General features: G+C 67.4%; 18 protein-coding genes. 10 read left to right on the top strand and 8 right to left on the bottom strand.

The window, feature by feature from the left end:
• Positions 1-51 precede the first annotated feature (51 nt).
• The 5 genes from cydC to AC3A6P_RS25610 form a co-directional block, all read right to left on the bottom strand.
• Positions 52-1707, bottom strand: coding sequence for a thiol reductant ABC exporter subunit CydC (gene cydC / locus AC3A6P_RS25630; protein WP_487694796.1), 1656 nt, complete (start codon positions 1705-1707; stop codon positions 52-54).
• A 45-nt stretch (positions 1708-1752) separates the two neighbouring features.
• Positions 1753-3372, bottom strand: coding sequence for a thiol reductant ABC exporter subunit CydD (gene cydD, locus AC3A6P_RS25625; RefSeq protein ID WP_487694983.1), 1620 nt, complete (start codon positions 3370-3372; stop codon positions 1753-1755).
• A gap of 47 nt (positions 3373-3419) precedes the next feature.
• Positions 3420-4475 carry a cytochrome d ubiquinol oxidase subunit II gene (gene cydB / locus AC3A6P_RS25620; RefSeq protein WP_487694795.1) on the bottom strand — a complete coding sequence of 352 codons (1056 nt, stop codon included), beginning with the start codon at positions 4473-4475 and terminating at the stop codon, positions 3420-3422.
• 14 nt (positions 4476-4489) lie between these two features.
• The gene (locus AC3A6P_RS25615; RefSeq protein ID WP_487694794.1) at positions 4490-5962 is read right to left on the bottom strand and encodes a cytochrome ubiquinol oxidase subunit I; all 1473 of its coding nucleotides are present in this window, start codon (positions 5960-5962) and stop codon (positions 4490-4492) included.
• 121 nt (positions 5963-6083) lie between these two features.
• Positions 6084-6662 (bottom strand): HdeD family acid-resistance protein, encoded by a 579-nt coding sequence (locus AC3A6P_RS25610; protein ID WP_487694792.1) that lies wholly within the window; start codon positions 6660-6662, stop codon positions 6084-6086.
• Positions 6663-6925: 263 nt separating this feature from the next.
• Here AC3A6P_RS25610 and AC3A6P_RS25605 point away from each other — a divergent pair, with 263 nt between their 5' ends.
• The 4 genes from AC3A6P_RS25605 to stpK7 all read left to right on the top strand — a co-directional run bounded on the left by AC3A6P_RS25605 (position 6926) and on the right by stpK7 (position 11404).
• Entirely contained in the window at positions 6926-7801 is an 876-nt protein-coding gene (locus AC3A6P_RS25605; protein WP_487694791.1) for an ABC transporter substrate-binding protein, read from the top strand.
• Between the two features lie 3 nt (positions 7802-7804).
• Positions 7805-8749, top strand: a complete 945-nt coding sequence (locus tag AC3A6P_RS25600) for an amino acid ABC transporter permease (RefSeq protein ID WP_487694789.1) — start codon at positions 7805-7807, stop codon at positions 8747-8749.
• A gap of 38 nt (positions 8750-8787) precedes the next feature.
• The gene (locus tag AC3A6P_RS25595; protein WP_487694981.1) at positions 8788-9540 is read left to right on the top strand and encodes an amino acid ABC transporter ATP-binding protein; all 753 of its coding nucleotides are present in this window, start codon (positions 8788-8790) and stop codon (positions 9538-9540) included.
• A gap of 139 nt (positions 9541-9679) precedes the next feature.
• On the top strand, positions 9680-11404 hold the full coding sequence (stpK7, locus tag AC3A6P_RS25590; RefSeq protein WP_487694979.1) for a serine/threonine protein kinase StpK7: 1725 nt from the start codon (positions 9680-9682) through the stop codon (positions 11402-11404).
• Here the strand turns inward: stpK7 and AC3A6P_RS25585 are convergent.
• Positions 11385-12641: an alpha/beta hydrolase fold domain-containing protein gene (locus AC3A6P_RS25585; RefSeq protein WP_487694788.1), complete on the bottom strand. Its 1257-nt coding sequence runs from the start codon at positions 12639-12641 to the stop codon at positions 11385-11387. The genes stpK7 and AC3A6P_RS25585 overlap by 20 nt on opposite strands.
• A gap of 42 nt (positions 12642-12683) precedes the next feature.
• Here AC3A6P_RS25585 and macS point away from each other — a divergent pair, with 42 nt between their 5' ends.
• From macS to AC3A6P_RS25560, 5 genes are all read left to right on the top strand, one after another.
• Positions 12684-13799, top strand: a complete 1116-nt coding sequence (macS, locus tag AC3A6P_RS25580) for a MacS family sensor histidine kinase (RefSeq protein ID WP_487694787.1) — start codon at positions 12684-12686, stop codon at positions 13797-13799.
• 34 nt (positions 13800-13833) lie between these two features.
• Complete coding sequence (locus tag AC3A6P_RS25575; protein ID WP_487694977.1) at positions 13834-14466, top strand: response regulator; 633 nt, start codon at positions 13834-13836, stop codon at positions 14464-14466.
• Between the two features lie 44 nt (positions 14467-14510).
• Positions 14511-16292, top strand: coding sequence for a DUF2339 domain-containing protein (locus AC3A6P_RS25570; RefSeq protein WP_487694786.1), 1782 nt, complete (start codon positions 14511-14513; stop codon positions 16290-16292).
• A gap of 169 nt (positions 16293-16461) precedes the next feature.
• Positions 16462-16965 (top strand): Dps family protein, encoded by a 504-nt coding sequence (locus AC3A6P_RS25565; RefSeq protein ID WP_487694784.1) that lies wholly within the window; start codon positions 16462-16464, stop codon positions 16963-16965.
• Between the two features lie 94 nt (positions 16966-17059).
• A complete protein-coding gene (locus tag AC3A6P_RS25560) occupies positions 17060-17857 on the top strand; it encodes a nitrilase-related carbon-nitrogen hydrolase (RefSeq protein ID WP_487694783.1) in 798 nt (265 codons plus the stop codon).
• Here the strand turns inward: AC3A6P_RS25560 and AC3A6P_RS25555 are convergent.
• Positions 17804-19111 (bottom strand): adenylate/guanylate cyclase domain-containing protein, encoded by a 1308-nt coding sequence (locus AC3A6P_RS25555; RefSeq protein ID WP_487694975.1) that lies wholly within the window; start codon positions 19109-19111, stop codon positions 17804-17806. The two genes, AC3A6P_RS25560 and AC3A6P_RS25555, sit on opposite strands and share 54 nt — an antisense overlap.
• A 55-nt stretch (positions 19112-19166) precedes the next feature.
• On the bottom strand, positions 19167-19778 hold the full coding sequence (locus tag AC3A6P_RS25550; RefSeq protein WP_487694781.1) for a TetR/AcrR family transcriptional regulator: 612 nt from the start codon (positions 19776-19778) through the stop codon (positions 19167-19169).
• Positions 19779-19839: 61 nt separating this feature from the next.
• Here AC3A6P_RS25550 and AC3A6P_RS25545 point away from each other — a divergent pair, with 61 nt between their 5' ends.
• The gene (locus tag AC3A6P_RS25545) at positions 19840-20853 is read left to right on the top strand and encodes an oxygenase MpaB family protein (RefSeq protein WP_487694780.1); all 1014 of its coding nucleotides are present in this window, start codon (positions 19840-19842) and stop codon (positions 20851-20853) included.
• The last annotated feature ends 105 nt before the right edge of the window (positions 20854-20958 follow it).

Genomic DNA, 20958 nt, shown 5'->3' with positions numbered 1-20958 from the left:
TACTCGTACTCCGGATCAGGTTCGTGTGCGGGCCACCGACGATAAGCAACGTTACCCGTCGGGGTTGATGGACAGTGACGGACAGGCAAAGGAGTTCGCGAAGTCCCGCGGCAGGTGATGGGTGGCCACCACGACGGTTCGGTCGGGCGCCAGCAACCCGTGCTCGGTGCGCAACAGCGCGTGCAACAGTTCGTCGGCGTCCGAAATGTCAAGGTGCTCGGTGGGTTCGTCGAGCAGAACAATCGCCGCCCGGCACAGCAGCACACGCGCCAGCAGGAGCCGTCGCCGCTGCCCGGCGGACAGCGCCGCGGCCCCACCCTCGAGCACGGTGTCCAAGCCCGCGGGCAGCGATTCAAGCCACCGGCTCAGTCCGACATCAGCCAAGGCGCTGTGCAATTCGGCATCGGTGCAGTCGCCACGCACCACCAGCAGGTTGTCACGGACAGTGGTGGCGAACACATGCGCGTCCTCGGCGAAAAACGCCACCGCCGAGCGTAATTCGGCCTCATCGAGCTCCGAGATGGGCGTCCCTCCGATGTCGACCCTGCCGCGCACCGGTGGCAGCAAGCCCGCGAGCGTCATCAGCAATGTGGTCTTCCCGGATCCGCTGGGGCCCCGCACCACCAGCCGGCTACCGGGCCGCAGCTCCAGGCTCACCGGCGTGGCCGCAGTGTCTGGGGTGTACCCCGCGACCACGTCGATGGCACGTAGCGTCATATCGGCCGGGCGCGAGGCCTGGCCCACGGGTGCCGTTGTGCGCGCGCCGGTGAGCCCGAGCAGCCGGCGCGCGGCGATGCGCGAACGGGACAGCGCAGTGGCGGCGGCCGGCAGTGCGGTGGTGGCCTCGAACGAGGACAACGGCAGCAGCATCAGGATGGCCAGGGTGGTCGGCGCCACGGCCGGGGCGATCCCGAGACCGGCCACCACCGCGCCCAGCACGCTCACCCCGATGGCCAGGGTGGGAACGGCCGCGCCCAGAGCCGCCGGCCGCGCCGCCAGGTCCAGGGCCGAGCCCCAATCACGCTGCCGCTGCTGGGATTCGGCGATCACCGACGGCAAGCGGCCGGCAACCCGCAACTCGGCCGCGTGGTCCAGGGCGAGCATGGCCGCCACATCGCGCTGAGCGTGCAGGTCGCGTGCCGCCGCCTCCTGAGCCGCTGCGCCGCGGGCCGACAGCCACGGCGCGAGCACCCCGGCGACCAGCAGGCAGACCGCCAGCACCGCGGCCGCCGCCGGTGAGATCAGCGCGATCGCCACCACCGCGGCCACCGACAGCACGGCCGCCACCGCGATCGGTAGCACCGCCCGCACCAGCACATCGGAGAAGTCGTCGACATCGGAACCCACCCGCCCGGCCAGTTCGCCGCCGTCCAGGCGCGCCACCGTGTCGACCGGTCCGTCGGCCAGGGCACGGTAGATCCGCGTGCGCGCCGAGCCTGCTGCCCGCAGCGCGGTGTCGTGTGAGGCCAGTCGCTCGCAGTAGTGCAGGACACCGCGTGAGATGCCGAAGGCCCGCACCGCGACGACGGCAACGCTCAAGTCCAGGATCGGTGGCATCTGCCAGGCCCGCGTGATCAGCCATGCGGACACGGCGGCCAGAGCCAAGGCGCTACCCAGGGACAGCACACCGCACAGGATGGCCAGCAGCAGTCGCGGCAGACGGGGCCGCAGCAGGGGCAGCGCCTGCACCAGCGGGTCGGACCGCACACTGTCACACCACGTCACGAGGCTAGACCACACCACGTCACGAGGCTAGACCGAGACACGTTGACCCACCCTCACTATCCGGTCGGCGATCGCGAGCACCGGAGCGCGATGCCCCACCACGACGACGGTGGCTCCCTCCCGCGCCCGGGCGGCTAGAGCCCGCAGTACCGCGGCTTCGGTGGCGGCGTCCAGATGCGCGGTGGGCTCGTCGAGCAGCAACACCGGTGCGGGGGAGCCGAGTGCACGGGCCAGGCCCAGGCGCTGACGTTGCCCCAGCGACAGACCCACCCCGCCACGGCCGAGGACCGTGTCCGCCCCGGCGGGCAGCTCGGCCAGCACCCGGTCGAATCCCGATGCGGCGCAGGCTGCTTCGAGGTCGCGCAGCGGACCGAACAGGGTCAGGTTGTCGGCGACGGTGCCCGGGACCAGCACGGGGCGTTGAGGCAGCCAGCTCAGTTGCGCCCACCAGGCCCGCGGCTCCAGCTCGGCGACCTCCACGCCTGCCACCGTGACCGCGCCGGCGGCGGCCGGCGTCAGTCCCGCGATCACCTGTACGGTGGTGGACTTGCCCGCGCCGTTGGGTCCGGTCAGCACCGTCACCCGGCCCGGTTCCAGATCGGCGTCCAGCCCGTCCGGTGCGTACCCCGAGCGGCTCGGCACCGACAAGGCCCGGATCCGGATCGGGGCACCGCGCGCCTGGACGGTGCGCGAGCCGACGGGACGTGCGGGGGCGTCGTCGATGAGTGCGAAAGCCCGGTCGGCGGCGGCCTTACCGTCCTGTGCGGCGTGGAACTCGACACCGACACGGCGCAGCGGCCAGAACACCTCGGGCGCCAGGAGCAGAACGGTCAGCCCGGTGGTGAGGCTCAGATCTCCGTAGACCAGCCGCAATCCGACGCTGACCGCCACGAGCGCCACCCCGAGGGTGGCGAGCAGTTCGAGCACCAGCGAGGACAGGAAGGCGATACGCAGCGTTGCCATCGCCGAACGGCGGTGAGCGGCAGACAGTTCGGCGATCCGGCCGGCCGGACCGCGCGCCCGGCCGAGGGCCCGCAGAGTCGGGATGCCGGCGATCAGGTCCAGCATCCGGGCCTGCAGTGTGGTCATGGCTTCCAGCGCGGCCGCGGAACGCTCGGCGGTGGCCAGCCCGATCAACACCATGAAGATCGGGATCAGTGGCAGCGCCACCAACACGATGGCGGTGGCCTGCAGGTCGAACATCGCCATCAGCAGTACGGCCGCCGGGGTGAGGATCACCGCGAGGACCAGCACGGGCAGGTACGCCGTGAAATACGGGCGCAGTCCGTCGAGTCCGCGCAACACGACGGTGGCGGCATCGTCTCGGCGCTCGGCGAGCGTTCGCGGATCACCGGCGGTGACCGCCTGCAGCACCTGCCCGCTGAGATCGGCGATGGCGCCGGTGGCGCCGCGCTGGCTGAGTCGCGCCTGCATCCACTGCGCCGCGGTACGCAGGCCCCAGAGTCCGGCCAGCAGCAGCAGTTCCGGCGCCCACTGCATCAGGGTCCGCGCGGCCGGATCGGTGATGATCCCAGCCACGATGTGAGCCAGCAGGACCACCGAACCGAGCGTGCAACCGGCGATCACCACACCGCAACTCACGGTGGCGGCCAGGAATCGCCGGACCGCAGGGGAGGCCCGCAGCAGCCGCGGATCCAGCGGTGCCCGGCTGGTGGTCGCGCTCGTGGTGGTGGTCAGTGGGTCTGTCCCGACAGCCCGATGGGGTCAGGGATCCGGTCGGTCGAGACCCGCTGCCGGAAGACCCAGTAGGTCCAGGCCTGGTAGATGATCACCAGGGGAGCGAAGATCGCGGCCGCCCAGGTCATCACTTTCAGGGTGTACGGAGTCGACGACGCGTTGTAGATCGTCAGGCTCCACTCCGGGTTCAGCGTGGAGGGCACCAGATTCGGATACAGCGCACCGAACAGGAGCACGATCACCGCGAACACCACGAGCGTGGTCGAGACGAAAGCCCAGCCGTCCCGGGTTCCCTTGTGCAGCAACGCGACTGCGGCCAGCTGCGCGATGACGGCCAGCGCCAGCACCGCCCACGTCCAGGTCTTGCCGTGGGCGAACTGGGTCCAGATGCCGAAGACCGCCACCAACCCGGTCACCGGCCAGGTCAACAGCCGGGCCACGTGCAGTGCGTCATCGCGGATGTCGCCCTCGGTCTTCAACGCCAGGAACGCCGCGCCGTGCAACAGGAACAGCCCGCCCGTGGCCAGCCCGCCCAGCAGCGTGTACGGGTTGATCAAGGCGGTGAAGCTCAGGTGGATCTGCGCGTCGGCGTCGACCGGCAGTCCTTGCACCAGCGCTGCGAATGCCACCCCCCACAGCACCGCCGGAACCCAGGAGCCGATGGCGATACCGAGGTCGGCCCGCTTGCGCCACGTCGGGTCGTCGATCTTGCCGCGCCACTCGATGGCCACGATGCGCAGGATCATCGACACCAGGATCGCCAGCAGCGGCAGGAACAGCCCCGAGAACACGGTGGCGTACCAGCCTGGGAAGGCGGCGAACATGGCGCCGCCCGCGGTGATCAGCCACACCTCGTTGCCGTCCCATACCGGCCCGATGGTGTTCAGCACGGCGCGGCGGCGTTTGTCCACCAGTTCGGCGGTGTGTGCGCCCCGGCCGAAGCGTGACAGCGGCTCCATGAGCATGCCGACACCGAAGTCGAAACCCTCGAGGATGAAGAAGCCGAGGAACAGCACGCCGACGAGGATGAACCAGATCTCTTGAAGTCCCATGGTCGTCTCTCTGGTCAGTAAGCGAACGACAGGGGCGCTACTTCGTCATCGCCCGGTGGTTTGGGTGGCGCCGGCTCGGAGTCGTGTTCCTGTGGCCCGGCGACGATGTAGCGGCGCAGCAGGTAGAACCAGATGACCGCCAGCACCGCATAGGTGAGGGTGAGGCTGATCAGTCCGATCCACACCATGGTCGCCGAGTGTCCTGATACGCCGTCTTGAACGGTCAGGTGCAACAAGGGATCCCCGTCGATGTTCGGTACCACCACCCAGGGCTGGCGGCCCATCTCGGTGAAGATCCAGCCGGCGCTGTTGGCCAGGAACGGTGTGGGCAGCGTGACGAGGGCCAGGGTGGACAGCCACCGCTGGTCGGTGGTCCGGCCGCCCCGGGTCAGCCACAGCGCGGCGAGTGCGAACAGCACCGGCACCGCCAGCAGGCCGATCATCGCGCGGAACGACCAGTAGGTGACGAACAGGTTGGGCCGGTAGTTCCCGGGGCCGAACTTCTCTTCGGCCTGTTGCTGCAGGTCTTCGACACCCTGCAGCGTGACGCCGCTGAACTTGCTCTCGGCCAGGAACGGCAACACGTACGGCACCTCGATCAGGTGCATGACGCTGTCGCAGTTGTTGTGGGTGCCCACCGTCAGGATCGAGAAATCAGGATCGGTTTCGGTGTGACACAACGATTCCGCCGACGCCATTTTCATGGGCTGCTGTTCGAACATCAGCTTGCCCTGGATGTCGCCGGTGAAGAACAGCGCCGCGGCCGAGATCAGCGCCACCCAGCAGCCGAGGATGGTGGCGGGCCGGTACATGGTGTGTGACTCGGGGACCGTGACGTCGGCGTCCTGGGCCGTGCGGGAGTTGCGCACCATCCACCAGGCACACACGCACGCGACGAACGTCCCGGCCGTCAGGAACGCCCCGGCCACGGCATGCCAGAACGCGGCGATACCGGTGTTGTTGGTGAACAACGCCACGATGCTCTCGAGTTCCGCGCGGCCGGTCTCGGGGTTGAAACGGGCGCCGACGGGGTGCTGCATGAAGGAGTTGGCGCTGATGATGAAGAAGGCCGACAGGTTGACCGCGATCGCCACGATCCAGATGCACGCCAGGTGCACCAGGCGGGGCAGCCGCGTCCAGCCGAAGATCCACAGCCCGATGAACGTGGATTCGAAGAAGAAGGCCACCAGGCCTTCCATGGCCAGCGGGGCGCCGAAGACGTCGCCGACGAAGCGGGAGTACTCACTCCAGTTCATCCCGAACTGGAATTCCTGGACGATGCCGGTGGCCACCCCGATGGCGAAGTTGATCAGGAACAGCTTCCCGAAGAACCGCGTCAGCCGGTACCACTCAGGGCGACCGGTGACCACCCAGACGGTCTGCATGACCGCGATCAGCGGGGCCAGACCGATGGTCAGCGGGACGAAGATGAAGTGGTAGACCGTCGTGATCCCGAACTGCCATCGCGATACGTCGAGGGCGTCCATGTGCACTTCTCCCGGGGCTGCGAGGCGTCTTTACTACGACACACTGTAGTAGTCGCGTGGTCGTCCGACCAGCACTTCGAGACTCGCACCGCAGTGATCTCCCCGACAAGGGACCTTCGGGCTACACCGCGGGGGCTTTGGATTCTTTCCGGATGCCGAAAGCCATCACGATCTCGAACACGCCGGTGACGATCAGCCAGATCCCGACCACCAGCGCCAGGGTCGCCAGCGACTCGAAGGGCATCACCATCATCACGATGCCGGCGATCAGGGAGACGATCCCGAAGAAGATCTCCAGCCCACGGCCGGGCAGCGTCTTGTCACTGATCGCCGAAGCGGTGGTGGCCACACCACGGAAGATGAAGCCGACTCCGATCCAAATCGCGAGCAGCAGAATGGAGTCCGCCAGGCTCAGGAAGCAGAGCACGCCCAGGACCACCGCGGCCAGGCCGCTGATCCCCAGCAGGATCTTGCTGCCGGTGGGGGCGTTGAGGCTGAACGCCAGGACTATCTGAGCGATACCGGTGACCAGGAGATAGGCCCCGAAGAAGATGGCGGCGATCAGGATCGAGATCCCGGGCCAGGCCACGATGGCGATGCCGAGAAGCACCGCGAGCACACCTGAGACAAGTGTGGACTTCCACAAATGCGGCAACAGGCTTGGAGCAGTAGTGGTTCCCATGGGCGCAGTGTGGCACAACGACGCTGTTCAATCGATGATTTCGACAGTCACAGAACGATGTACGGATCAGACCAGAACGGGTCTGAGAACCGGCAATGTGCTTCTGTCCCGTCCACGCGGTGGTTAATGTTCGGTTACCGGCACTGCGCGCTGGGTTCACGGTCGTTATGGTCGTCGGCGGTCCTGACCGACTCTTGGCGGCCCGATGCAGAAAGAAGAGGAACGTGGAAGCTGGAAACGAGAACTGTCGGAGACGCTCGCGTTGGTGGTACACCGCGGCGATGTTCGCGGTATCGGGCGCCATCGCCCTGTCGGGATGTGCGGCAGGCACCGACAGCGGCAGCAACGCCGACGAAACCACCCCCGCCGAGGGTGGTGCGTCGGGTGCGGTCGAGGAGATCGCCAACACCGTCCCCGAGGACATCAAGGCTTCCGGCAAGCTGATCATCGGCGTGAACATCCCTTACGCGCCCAACGAATTCAAGGACGAGAGCGGCAAGATCGTCGGTTTCGACGTCGATCTGATGAACGCCATCGCCTCCACCCTCGGGCTGACCGCCGAGTACCGCGAATCCGATTTCGCCAAGATCATCCCCTCGATCCAGGGCGGTACCTTCAACGTCGGCATGTCGTCGTTCACCGACACCAAGGAGCGCGAGCAGACCGTCGACTTCGTCACGTACTTCTCCGCGGGTACTCAGTGGGCGCAGAAACCGGGCGCGGGAATCGATCCGAACAACGCCTGCGGCAAGAAGGTTGCGGTACAGGCCACCACCTACCAGGAGACCGACGAGCTGCCCGCCAAGAGCAAGGCGTGCACCGACGCCGGCCAGCCGGCCATCCAGATCACCCCCTTCGACGGTCAGGACGCGGCCACCAACGCCGTCGTGCTGGGCCAGGCCGACGCGATGTCCGCCGACTCCCCGGTCACGGCCTACGCCATCAAGCAGAGTGACGGCAAGCTGGAACCGGCCGGCGAGATCTTCGACGCCGCGCCGTACGGCTGGCCGGTGGCCAAGGGGTCGGCGCTGGCGCAGTCGCTGCAGCAGGCCCTGGAGCACCTCATCGAGAACGGTGAGTACGAAAGGATCTCCACCGAGTGGGGCGTCGAGGCCGGGATGATCGACAAGCCCGTGATCAACGGCGCGATCAGCTGATCCATGAGTGTTGACGCGCCGTCGCCTACCCAGTCGCCGTCCTCCGGTCCTGCCGCCATCGACGCCGTACCGTTGCGGCACCCGTGGCGGTGGGTGGCGGCGGCCGTCATCCTCATCCTGGTGGCGCTGTTCCTCTACGGGGCGGCCACCAACCCGGCCTACGGCTGGTCCACCTATCTGGAGTACCTGTTCAACGAACGGGTGCTGACCATCGGCGTGGTGAACACGCTGCAGCTGACCATCTATTCGATGGTGATCGCCATCCTGCTCGGCATCCTGCTGGCGGTCATGCGTCTGTCACCCAACCCGGTGTTCCGCTACGTCGCGTGGATCTACCTGTGGATCTTCCGCGGCACCCCGGTGTACGTGCAGTTGGTGTTCTGGGGTCTGCTGCCGACCATCTACCAGAACATCCAGTTGGGGGTTCCGTTCGGGCCGTCGCTGCTGCACTTCAACCTGCAGGCGCTGTCGTTCCCGTTCGCATTGGCGATCATCGGCCTGGCGCTCAACGAGGCCGCTTACATGGCCGAGATCATCCGCGCCGGAATCAGTTCCGTGCCCGAGGGCCAGTTGGAGGCCTCGACGGCGCTGGGCATGTCCTGGGGTCTTGCCATGCGCCGCACCGTGTTGCCGCAGGCGATGCGGGTGATCATCCCGCCCACCGGCAACGAGGTCATCAGCATGCTGAAGACCACCTCACTGGTCACCGCCGTGCCGTTCGCATTGGATCTCTACGGCATCACCTCACGTGAGATCGCCGCGCGGATTTTCGAACCCGTGCCGCTGCTACTGGTGGCGGCGACCTGGTACCTGGTGGTCACCAGCATCCTGATGGTCGGCCAGTACTACCTCGAGAAGTACTTCTCGCGCGGGGCGTCGCGCAAGCTCACCACCAAGCAACTCGAAGCGCTGGCCAAGGCGCAGATGGGGGAGTCGCAGCACCCATGACGACTGTGACAGACAACGTGTCCGGGTCGGTGCAACCCATGGTGCGAGCCGAAAAGGTATGCAAGGACTTCGGCGCGCTCAAAGTGCTCAAAGGGGTCACCCTGGAGGTCCAGCGCGGTCAGGTGCTGGTGCTCGTCGGGCCGTCGGGCTCAGGCAAGTCCACGTTCCTGCGCTGCATCAACCACCTGGAACAGGTCAACGCCGGGCGGCTGTACGTCGACGGCGATCTGATCGGGTACCGCGAACGTGGCGGCAAACTGCACGAGATGTCACCACGGGATGCCGCCAAGCAGCGTCGCGACATCGGCATGGTCTTCCAGCATTTCAACCTCTTCCCGCATCGCACCGCCCTGGAGAACATCGTCGAGGCGCCGATCCAGGTCAAGGGCATGAAGAAGGACGCCGCGCTGAGCCGGGCCAGGGACCTGCTCGACCAGGTGGGGTTGTCGGCCAAGGCGGACGCCTATCCCGCGCAGCTCTCCGGTGGTCAGCAACAGCGGGTGGCGATCGCCCGCGCGTTGGCGATGAGCCCCAAGCTCATGCTGTTCGACGAGCCCACCTCGGCTCTGGACCCCGAACTCGTCGGCGAGGTGCTGGGCGTGATGAAGAAGCTGGCGTCCGAAGGTATGACCATGGTGGTGGTGACCCACGAGATGGGCTTCGCCCGTGAGGTCGCCGACCAGCTGGTGTTCATGGACGCCGGTGTGATCGTGGAATCGGGCAAGCCCCGCGAAGTCCTGAGCAATCCGCAGCATGAACGAACCAAAGCGTTCCTGTCCAAGGTGATGTAACCTCAAGCGACCCAAGCGGGGGCAAGCTCTCTGGCCAGGAGTTTCGACGGTGGATGCTCACAGTGCTGGCACAAACGGCGACGGGCCACTCGGGCCTTTCGGGCATTACCAGCTCTTGGAGCTGTTGGGCCGCGGCGGCATGGGCGAGGTCTACCGGGCGCACGACACCCGCACCAACCGGATCGTCGCGCTGAAGGTCCTGCCCCCACATCTGGCCGAGGACACCGTGTTCCAGCAGCGGTTCCGCCGGGAATCGCAGGCGGCCGCCGGTGTCAACGACCCGCACGTGGTGCCCATCCACAGTTACGGTGAGATCGACGGTCGGCTCTACCTGGACATGCGACTCATCGAGGGACTCAACCTCGGCGCCATCCTCTCCGAACGCCGGCGTCCCCTCCGGCCGGAACTCGCGGTCACCGTCGTCGAACAAGTGGCCTCGGCCCTCGACGGCGCGCACGCGGCCGGACTGGTGCACCGCGACGTCAAACCGTCCAACATCCTGATCTCCGAGCGGGAATTCGTCTACCTCATCGATTTCGGGCTCGCGCGTACCGCCAGCGATCCCGGATTGACCACAGCCGGAAGCACTCTCGGGACGCTGGCCTACATGGCGCCGGAGCGGTTCAGCGGCGGACAGGCCGATCCCCGTTCGGATGTCTACGCCCTGACGTGTGTGCTCTACGAATGTCTCACCGGGAGCCGGCCCTATCCCGACGACAGCCTCGAGCAGCAGATCGCCGGGCACATGGTGACCCCGCCACCGCGACCGTCGGACACCGACCGCACGCTGGCCGCGTTCGACGCGGTGATCGCCAAGGGCATGGCCAAGGAGCCGGCCAGGCGGTATCAGACCGGCGCCGAACTCGCCGCCGCGGCACGCCGGGCGCTGAGCACGCCGACAGTCGCACGGCACCGTGCCCCGGTGCGTACGGGACCACGGCCGCGGCGCAAGGTGTTCGTCGTCGTCGGGGTCAGCGTGGCACTCGTCGCGGTCTCCGCGCTGATCGCCTGGCAGGTCCGTGGTCAGCAGGACGGTACCCGCTCGGCGAGCATTGCCGAGAGCACCGCGCCGCCCGGTGCGGTCGGCCCGGGTGCGGTGCCGGCGATCGCGGCAGGAGTTCCCGCCGACATCCGCGAGTCGGGTCGGTTGGTGATCGGCGTCAATGTGCCCTACGCGCCCAACGAATTCCGCGACGCCTACGGAGAGCTGGTCGGTTTCGACATCGATCTGATGAACGCGGTGGCCCGGGTGCTCGGGCTGACGCCCGACTATCGCGAGACCGCGTTCGAGACGATCATGCCCTCGGTGCAGTCCGGCGCCTTCGACCTCGGAATGTCCTCGGTCACCGACACGGTCGCCCGCGAGGAGTCGGTGGACTTCGTCACCTATTTCGAAGCCGGCACACTCTGGGCGCAACGTTCGGGGTCGGCGGTCGATCCCGCCAACGCCTGCGGAGCACGGGTCGGCGTGGCATTCGGGACCATCCAGGAGACCGACGAGATTCCCGCCAAGAGCGACAGCTGCGTTGCCGCGGGCCGCCCACCCATCGAGAAGGTGGTCTACACCAGCCAGGACGATGTCACCAACGCGCTGATGTCCGGTGCGGTGGACGCCATGTCGGCCGACTCGCCGGTGACCGGCTTCGCCGTCAAACTCAGCGGCGGTGCCCTGGAAGCAGCGGGGGAGGTGTTCGACTCCGCGCCCTACGGCTGGCCGGTCGAGAAAGGTTCACCGCTGGCCGAATCCCTGCGCCAGGCACTCGAACACGTCATGGCCACCGGCGAATACCGCACCGTGGCCACCATGTGGGGCGTCGAGAAAGGCATGATCGACGAGCCGATGATCAACGGTGCGCCGAAGTAGCCCGGGTGTAGGTCTCGGCGAGGAAATGCTCCACCGCGACGGCCGCGTGGGCCGCGCGCGGTGAGCCGAAGATGTCGAAAGCGTGCTGCGCCAACGGCAGTTCGGCGTACACCACCGGCTCGGTGCTGACCTCGCGCAGCCTGGCGGTGAAGCGCCGGGCTTGCTGCACCGGGATCAGGGAGTCGTTCGTACCGTGCAGCACGAAGAACGGCGGAGCCTGCGCGGTGATGTGGTTGATCGGCGAGCTGAGGTCGAACAGTTCCCGTGATTCCCTGCGTCGCTGTTTCATCACCCGGCGTTGCAGCAGCGGAATCAGAAAGGGGTGCAACGAGTTGTCGGTGCGGGTGAAGTCGTACACGCCGTAGAACGGCACGGCGGCCTGCACCCGGGTGTCCACGTCCTCGAAGCCCGGCTGGAACTGTGGGTCATTGCCGCTCAGAGCGGCCAGCGAGCTCAGGTGACCGCCGGCCGACCCACCGGTGATGGCCAGGAAGTCGGGGTCGCCGCCGTATTCGAAGATGTGGTCCTTGGTCCACGCGATGGCGCGTTTGACGTCGACGATGTGGTCGGGCCAGGTGGAGCGCGGGCTGAGCCGGTAGTTGATCGACACGCAGACCCAGCCCAGCTCCGTCAGGTGGCTCAGCAGTGGATGTGCTTGTCCGCGTTTGCTTCCCAGCATCCACGCGCCGCCGTGCACCTGCAGAAGCACCGGTGCGCGGCCGTGGCGTGGCAGGTCGGGGCGACGCCAGATGTCCAGGGTGTTGCGGCGGCCGTACTCGCCGTAGGGGATATCGCTGTCATGGGCGTAGTCCTGGTAGATCCGCAGCATGCGCACCACCCCGGGTTTCTTGGCGGTGGCCCCACCCCGCACCGGTTCCTCCCACAATCCCGTGGAGTCTCGCCGGCGGTCTGCCCCCAGGCCGGCATCCAATGCCGCCGTGAGCGGCGCGTCGGCGGCGCGGCCGACCCGGTACAGGTTGGCCAAACCGAGCCAGGACGCCACAGCAAGGATCCAGGCCACCGCCCCGGTGCGCCGGCCCAGACCGCGCGACACCGGGAGGAACGCCGCGGCGTGCCCGGCCAGGATCTGCAGCGGCAACTCGGAAGTGACCACGCCGAAGCCGAACGCGTACAGCGACAGGTACCCGCGCTTGGTCAGCGGCCGATACCCGTTGGCGGTGACGACCGCGATGAACAGGGACAACAGCAGCGCCACGAATCGCTTCACCAACGTCACCGGCTATTCATACCCCGGCGCGGTGCGCCCTATGCTGAGCACATGCCGGACCGGGATCCCTGCGGCCCCCTGTGGCGCGCCGCCCAGGTGTTCCGGCTGCTGAGCTACATCTATGCCGCCGGCTTCCAGGTGGTCAGCAATGCCGAGTTCGAGCGTCCCGCGTTGGGCTGGGTGTTGTTCGGCGTCTTGACGGTCTGGACGTCGGCGTGTGCGGTGGCCTATCTGCAAGGCTTCGGCAGGCGACCGGTGTGGGTGCTCAGCGAACTGGCGGTGGTGTGCGCGCTGATCCTGTCCACCGAAATGGTGGCGTCGGCGCAGTGGATCGCCGACAACCAGTCGTGGCCGACGACGTTGTGGGCCACGAATGCCACCATCTCGGCGGCCATCCTGTTCGGCCCCGTCCGTGGAATGCTCGCCGGTATCACGATGATGGCGGTGTACGCGTTCCTCAAAGGGGTTGTCAGCATCGACCTCGCGCGCAACGCCACCATGGTGATCGAGCTTGCCGTCGGGTTGGCGGTGGGCATGGCCGCGCAGACGGCGCAGCGCGCCCACGCCGAGCTGGAGCGGGCCACCCGGATCTCCGCGGCCGTCGCCGAACGCGAACGGCTGGCCCGCCAGGTGCACGACGGTGTCATCCAGGTGCTCGCGCTGGTGGCCAAGCGTGGCCGCGAAATCGGCGGCGCTGCTGCGGAATTGGCGGACCTTGCCGGCGAGCAGGAACGCGCCCTACGGCGTCTGGTGAGCGCCGAGAATGCTGATCCCGAGCCCGGTTCCGTGGACCTGCGGGTGGCGCTGCGGCGTCGGGCCGGCGACCGGGTGGTGGTCAGCGTGCCGGCCACCCCGGTGCTGCTCGAGGCCGCGGTCGCCGACGAGCTCACGGCCGCGGTGGGTAACGCGCTGGACAACGTGACCGCTCATGCGGGCCCACAGGCGTGCGCCTACGTTCTCGTCGAGGATCTGGGGGATGAGGTGACGGTGAGCGTTCGTGACGACGGTGTGGGCATCGCTGCGGGCCGGCTCGAGCAGGCCGTGGCCGAGGGTCGGGTGGGCATCTCGAAATCCATCGTCGGACGCCTGCAAGCCTTGTCGGGCACCGCCAAACTGACCTCGGATGCCGGCGGTACGGAATGGGAGCTGACGGTGCGCCGTGGGTGAGGACAAGCCGGCCGGTGCCGTGAACCCGTCCGTCATGGTGGTCGACGACCATCCCATCTGGCGCGACGCGGTGGCCCGCGACCTCGCCGAGGACGGTTTCGAGGTGGTGGCGACCGCCGACGGTGTGGCCGCGGCGCGGCGCCGGGCGGCCGTGGTGCGCCCCGATGTGGTGTTGATGGACATGAGCCTGGCCGACGGTGACGGCGCCGCGGCCACCGCCGGCGTGCTCGAGGTGTCACCCGGGTCGCGGGTGCTGGTGCTGTCGGCGTCGGCCGAGCAGGATGATGTGCTGCAGGCCGTGAAAGCCGGCGCCAGCGGCTATCTCGTCAAGAGCGCGTCGAGAACCGAACTGGCCGAAGCGGTCCGGGCCACCGCGGCCGGGCGGGCCGTGTTCACCCCCGGCCTCGCCGGACTGGTCCTGGGGGAGTACCGGCGTATCGCCCGCCGCCCGAACGCGGACTCCGGCGGCGGACCCACGCTCACCGAGCGCGAGACCGAGATCCTGCGGCACGTGGCCAAAGGCCTGACCGCCAAACAGATCGCCGCCAAGCTCTCGGTCAGCCACCGCACCGTGGAGAACCACATCCAGGCCACGTTCCGAAAGTTGCATCTGGCCAATCGGGTCGAATTGGCCCGTTACGCCATCGAACACGGACTCGACGAGTAGTCCTACTCATGCCGGGAGCGTCCGGCGCCGTCACTGTAGAGGACATGAGCCAGCCCGCCCGGTTGTCGGAAGAATTCGCCGCGCTGTCGCAGCAACTGTCCCGCGTTGCCGCCCAACTCAGCGAGTTGGAGCGCACGCTGCCGGTGGCGGCCCCTTCACCGCCGCCGGTGCCGCACTACCCGCCCTACCCCTACCCGGTTCCCCCGCCACCGCTGCCCGGGCCTCCACCGGTGGCTCGGGTGCCGTTACCGGTCGAGCGCAGCGGCAACCGTGAAGGCTGGATCGGCAAGGTCCTCGCGGTGGCCGGCGTCGCGGTCACATTGATCGGCGTGGTGCTGCTGCTGGTGCTGGCCGCCCAGGCCGGGCTGCTGGCGCCCCCGGTACGGGTGGCCGCGGGCGCGTCACTCGCGGCGGCACTGGTGACCGCCGCCGTTTGGTTCAACCGGAAAGCCGGCGGCCGGGTCGGTGCCACGGCGTTGGCGGCCACGGGTATTGCGGCCGGCTACATGGACGTCATCGCCGTGACGACGATCTATCACTGGGTGGCGCCGGTGGCGGGCCTGGTGATCGCCTCGCTGATCGGTGGCGGCGGCCTGACCCTGGCCCGACGCTGGGATGCCGAGCATCTGGCGGTGCTGGTGCTGGTGCCTCTTGCGGTGCTGGCGCCCATCGTCAGCGACGGTGTGACGGTGTTGCTCATCGGGTTCATGCTGGCGCTGTCGGCTGCCTCGCTGCCGGTGCAGCTGGGCAAGGACTGGACGTTGATGCACGCCGCACGTACCGCGGCCGTCACGGTGCCGCCGCTGCTGGCGCTACTGGTGGCAAGCTTCGGCTCCGACCAGAATCCGTGGCTGCTCGGCGGCGCGTGCGGTGTCGCCGCATTGCTGGCCGTCCTCGGTGCGGTGGTTCTGCTTCCCGGCAGTTCACGTCCGGTTGCCATGGCGCTCATCACCGCAGCAGGTGTGCTCCCGGCGTTGTCGGCAGCCGTCGCGGTGGATCAGGTGTTCGCAGTCCTGCTGGCCGCGGCGATCTCGGCGGCCATGCTCGCCATGGTGCTGATGCGCCACCGCCTGCCCGGGGTGACTCCTTCGGTGGCGGCGATCTTCTCCGCGTTGTCGGCGGTGGCACTGGTGGTGGCGGTCACCGTGGCCTTCGACGGCCATGTGCAAGCCCCGGTCTTCCTGGCCGTGGCGCTGGTGGTGGCTGTCGCAGGCCGCCACAGCACTGTGTCCCGTTGTGTCGCAGTCTGTTTCACCGCAATCGGCGGTCTGGTCTTCGTCAGCTACGTACCTCCGGAACACCTGGCGAGCGCGTTCACCCTGCCGGCGTCGGAAGCGGTGTCCGTGCTGGCAGCCAGTGTGCTGCTGATCGCCTGCGCCGTGGCTCTGGCCCGGAGTGCGACCGCGCAGTGGGCGCCCGTGGCGGGAGCCTCCGCGCTGGCCGTGGGGGTCTACGCGGTCACCGCGTTCACCGTCACCGTGGGTGTGCTCGTCGGCGGCGCTGCCGGCGGGTTCCTGGCTGGGCACATGGCCGCCACCATCTGCTGGATCGGAATGGCGGCTGCTCTGTTCGTCTACGCACAACGGGTCGCGGACCGGGACGCCCGCACCGCGCCGATCACCGCCGGGTTGGCATTGACCGCGGCGGCCACTGTCAAGCTGCTGTTGTTCGACCTCGGCACCCTGGACGGCATGTTCCGGGTGGTGGTGTTCATCGTGGTGGGACTGGTGCTGCTGGCCATGGGGGCCGGCTATGCCCGCAGCCTCGCAGCCACCGGCTCAGCTGATTCACAGCAAAGGCATGCCTCACCAATCGTGACGGAGTAGACAAGATGTTGGGCATGATTTTGCGGCGGGCGGCGTTAAGTTAATCAGGCAAGCGGAAATACCACGGCACGGCAGGTAAACGGCCCGACAGCCCTCGAGCGGGGTTTACCGCCAACTGTTGACCACTTGCGGACGCCGTTGTCCGGACCGAGAAGAAAGGGCGTGAATCATGACCGCCGCAGCAACCAAGACCAACCGTCGCGAAGCCAATGACATCCAAGGCTTCGTGCCCACCGAAGAGTTCTACGGAAATCTGCAGAAGGTGCTCGTCGACCTGATCGAGCTGCACCTGCAAGGTAAGCAGGCGCACTGGAACGTCGTCGGCACCAACTTCCGCGATCTGCACCTGCAGCTCGACGAACTGGTGGATTTCGCCCGCGAAGGCAGTGACACCATCGCCGAGCGCATTCGCACGCTCGACGGCGTGGCCGATGGCCGGTCGGACACCGTGGCCGCCACGACGTCGCTGCCGGAGTTCCCGGCTTTCGAGCACAACACCACCGAAGTGGTGGACCTCATCACCACCCGGATCTACGCCGCGGTCGCCACGATGCGCGAGGTACACGACGCCGTGGACGCGCAGGACCCCAGCACGGCGGACATCCTGCATCAGCTCATCGACGGGCTCGAGAAGCTGGCGTGGCTGATCAAGTCGGAGAACCGCAAGGTCTAACCGCAGGAACTTGTTCGAGAGGGGCCGTACGGCTCGCCTGGAAACTTCTCTCGCCAGGCGGGCCGTACGGGCATGTCTGGCCTAAGTTGGCCGCATGACGATTATCGCCTGCTGTCAGTTCTCACCCGCCTTCGGTGACCTCGAAGGCAACATCGCGGCGATCGAAGCGAAAATCGGTGAGGCCGTGGCGGCCGGTGCGGACGTCGTGGTGGCACCCGAGCTCGCGACCTCGGGTTACATGTTCGCCGACGCCGACGAGGCCCGCTCGCTGGCGCTGCCGTCGTCGTCTCCGCAATTCGCGGGCTGGTTTGCCGCCGCCGGTGATTCAGTGGCCGTGGTCGGTTTCTGCGAGGCGGGAGAGGGCGGTGTGCTCTACAACAGCGCCCTCGTCGTCGACGGCAGTGGGGTGCTCGCCTGCTACCGCAAGACCCATCTGTGGGACCGCGAGAAACTGATCTTCACGCCCGGCGCAGCGCTGCCCCCGGTCGTCAAGACCCGTCACGGCCTGATCGCCGTCATGGTCTGCTACGACCTGGAGTTCCCCGAACTCACCCGTCGCGCCGTCACCGATGGCGCGGAACTCATTGTCGCGCCGGTCAACTGGCCGCTGTTCCCGCGGCCGGACGGTGAACGTCCCGGCGAGGTGATCACCGCGATGTCGACAGCCCGCACCAACAAGGTCGCCGTCGCCGCCTGCGATCGGTGCGGGGTGGAGCGGGGGCAACCGTGGACTGCAGGCACCGCGATCGTCGACCCACACGGCTGGGTGGTGGCGGCCGCCGGACCCGAGGCCGGTATGGCGCTGGCGGACATCGATCTTTCGGTCACGCACGACAAGTCACTGACCGAATACGTGGATCTCCTTGCCGACCGGCGACTCGACCTGTACTGAGCGTCGGCTCACCAGGTACCACGTGTGCATGGTGCCCTTGCCTTTCACGGTGACGTTGCCGCGCTCCTCGAGTACGAAATCGTTCTTCAGCCGTTCATATACGTTCTGGGGCACCTGGATCCGGCCTGCCTGGTCGGTGGTCTCCATCCGTGAGGCGACGTTCACGGCGTCGCCCCACACGTCGTAGAAGAACCGGCGTGAGCCCACCACGCCGGCCACCACCGGGCCCATCGCCAAACCCATGCGCATCGGCACCGCGCGGCCGAGTGGATCGGTGAGACCCGCTGCGGCCGAGGCCATGTCGAGCGCGAGATCGGCCAGCGCGTGCACGTGATCGGCGCGAGGCTCCGGGACGCCGGCCACGACCATGTACGAGTCACCGGTGGTCTTGATCTTCTCCAGGCCGTGCTGATCGACCAGCACGTCGAATTCGGTGTAGATGCGGTCGAGGAAGGCGACGAGGTCGCACGGGGGAATGTCACTGGCGCGTTCGGTGAAGCCGGCGATGTCGGCGAACAGGATCGACGCGTCGTCGTAGCGGTCAGCGATAGCCGACCGATCGGGATCTTTGAGGCGCTCGGCGATACTGGCCGGCAGCATGTTGGCCAGCAGGCGTTCGGAGCGTTCGTATTCCATCTCCATGGCGGCTTCGGCGCGGGCGATCTCCCGCAATGCGTACCACACGGTGGCGAACGCCATCACACACGAGGACACCACCGATGTCACGAAGCCGACCGTCAACGGCCACAGCGGTTGATTGTCGACGTTGTCGGGCACCAGGATCTCCAGCAGCACCGCCAGCAGTGCGCCGAGTCCGGCCAGCGCACCGGCCAACCCGATTCGTTCGACACCGAGGACCAACACCAGCACCGACGCCGCCACCAGGTAGTAGAACTGCAGGCCTGAGCCGGTGCCGATGTTCCACGTGATGAAGAAGATGGAGCCGTAGGCGACGACGATGAACGTCAGCGGTGCCACCAGATCGCCCAGCGGACGCAACAGCGGGATCATGACGAAGGCGAATCCCGTCACGATGTTGATCAGACCGATCTGCCACATGCCGTAGCCGCTCACCATCTGCCAGACACCGAAGCCGGCGCTGACCACAGCAGCGATCCAGGTGGTGATCTTCAGGACGCGGAACCGCCGTGCAGCGCTGTCGGCGTAATGGGCGCCGCGCACCGGCACGCAAGGATTGTCCTGTCGGAACCGGCCGTCGGCCAGGGCCGAGGCCGCAGCATCGCGCGCTGTCACCACGGCTGCAGCGTATCCCGCTGGGGTGCCGGTGAGCAGCGACTTGGACCGAAGGTCAGGCGCTTGCGGTGACCATTCGGACGGTGTGTTCGACGACGGCGTCGAGGTCATCGCCGAGGTTGCCTGACAGCCACTGTTGCGCGAGTTCGCTCATGGCGCCGGTGTAGAGCGCCGCGGCCACCAAAGTCGCGGTGTTGTCATCACCCGGATGGCTGTGTTTACGTTCGCTGAGGACCAGCTGGCGCAGATTCTCCTGAGCGACCGAGCGTCGGGCGGCCAGCACTGGATTGGCGCGCGCCTCGGTGAACAGCACGCGGCCGCGGCGGGGGTCGGCGGAGCTGAAGCCCAACACCGCGCGGACCCCGGCACGTAGCCGGTCCACATCCGTGCCGCCGGCCTCGGTGACCGATCTGGTCGCCGACTCCACCTCACCGGCCAGAGCCGCCGCAACCCCGTCATAGACGGCGCCGAGCAGCTCATCGGTATCGGCGAAGCTCTCGTAGAAATACCGGGTGTTCAGTGAGCACTCCCGGCACACCGAGCGAACCGAGACTGCGCTCTCGCCTTCGTCGCCGAACAAGGCAAAGGCCGCGGCGACGAGTAGACCTCGGCGCTCGATGCGGCGGTCGGTCAGCGGAACTCCCGCCCACCTGGTGGGGCTTGACACCGGTACATCCTAGCTACAGAAAGTCTGGCCACAGGTGTATCCAGAAGGTAATCTCGGCCGTATGCAGCTCCTGCCACCGTTGCCGCACCAGCTAATCCAGCAGCGCTTCCTCCGGTTCTACGACGATGAGATCCGCGGACGCTACTTCCGCGGTCTCGACTTCGCCGAGCCGGCCGGCGACCCCGGATGGTTCGGTCCCGGCAGCGCGGTCTGGCATGTCCATTCGCATATGCCTGCGCTGGTGTTCGGGTTGCAGTGCGCCGCCTACATCGAGCGGTTCGACCCGTCGATCTTCTGGATGGGTGTCGACCATTCCCGTATTCCTGAGCGTGACGCCGACGGGGTGGCCACGGGCCGCATCGATCCCGAGGGGGCCGCGGTCAGGCTCGGCCACTCCCTGTCGTTCTTCATCGGCACCGCATACGGATCCACCGCGACCGCCGAAAGATTGGCGAAGACTGTCCGCGCCATGCATCACACCGTCAAGGGCACCCGTCCCGATGGGCTTGCTTACGACGCCGACGATCCCGAGTGGTTGCGGTGGAACTATGCGACGGTGGTGTGGGGGATAGCCACCGCGCACGAGTACTACCATCCGAACCCCCTGCGCGGCAAGAAGATAGACCGGTACTACCGTGAGTTCGTCAAGGTGGGCCACGCCCTGGGGGGTACCGACCTGCCGGAGACGAAGGCGCAGACTCTGGAATGCCTGCACTCCTATCTGCCGAAGTTGGCCATCACCTATGGCATGGCGATGTCCACCGGGCCCAATATCGACGGCGCCGACTTCGGCCCACCCGGCAGTGAACTCATCGACTGGGCCATCCGCGACACCCTGCCCAGCTGGGCGGCGGCCATGGTGATGCACCGCGCCCCCAATCCCGTTGAGCGACTGGCCCGTCAGGCCGCCGTCTGGTCGGTGATCAACGGCATCCACGCAACCATGGGGCCGCTGCCGGAGTTCCGGGCGGCCAAGAAGCGCGTCAAGGGCGCGCGCACTGATCCGACCTCGCCGACCTATGTACTCGGCAGCGATCCGGAACGCTCGCGGGCCACAGCTGAACAGATGGCTTGACCCGCAAGGGATCTAGAACGGATCACGTGGCGGTGGTCTGCTTCGTCCGTGTTCTTGTTCGAGGGCGCGTTGGGTGGCGTTGTAGGCGCGTTCGGTTTTGATGTG

It is taken from the genome of Mycobacterium sp. Soil_C_30 (assembly GCF_057656995.1).
The sequence above is the reverse complement of the archived record's forward strand: the minus strand, read 5'-3'. Positions and strand labels throughout refer to the sequence as shown.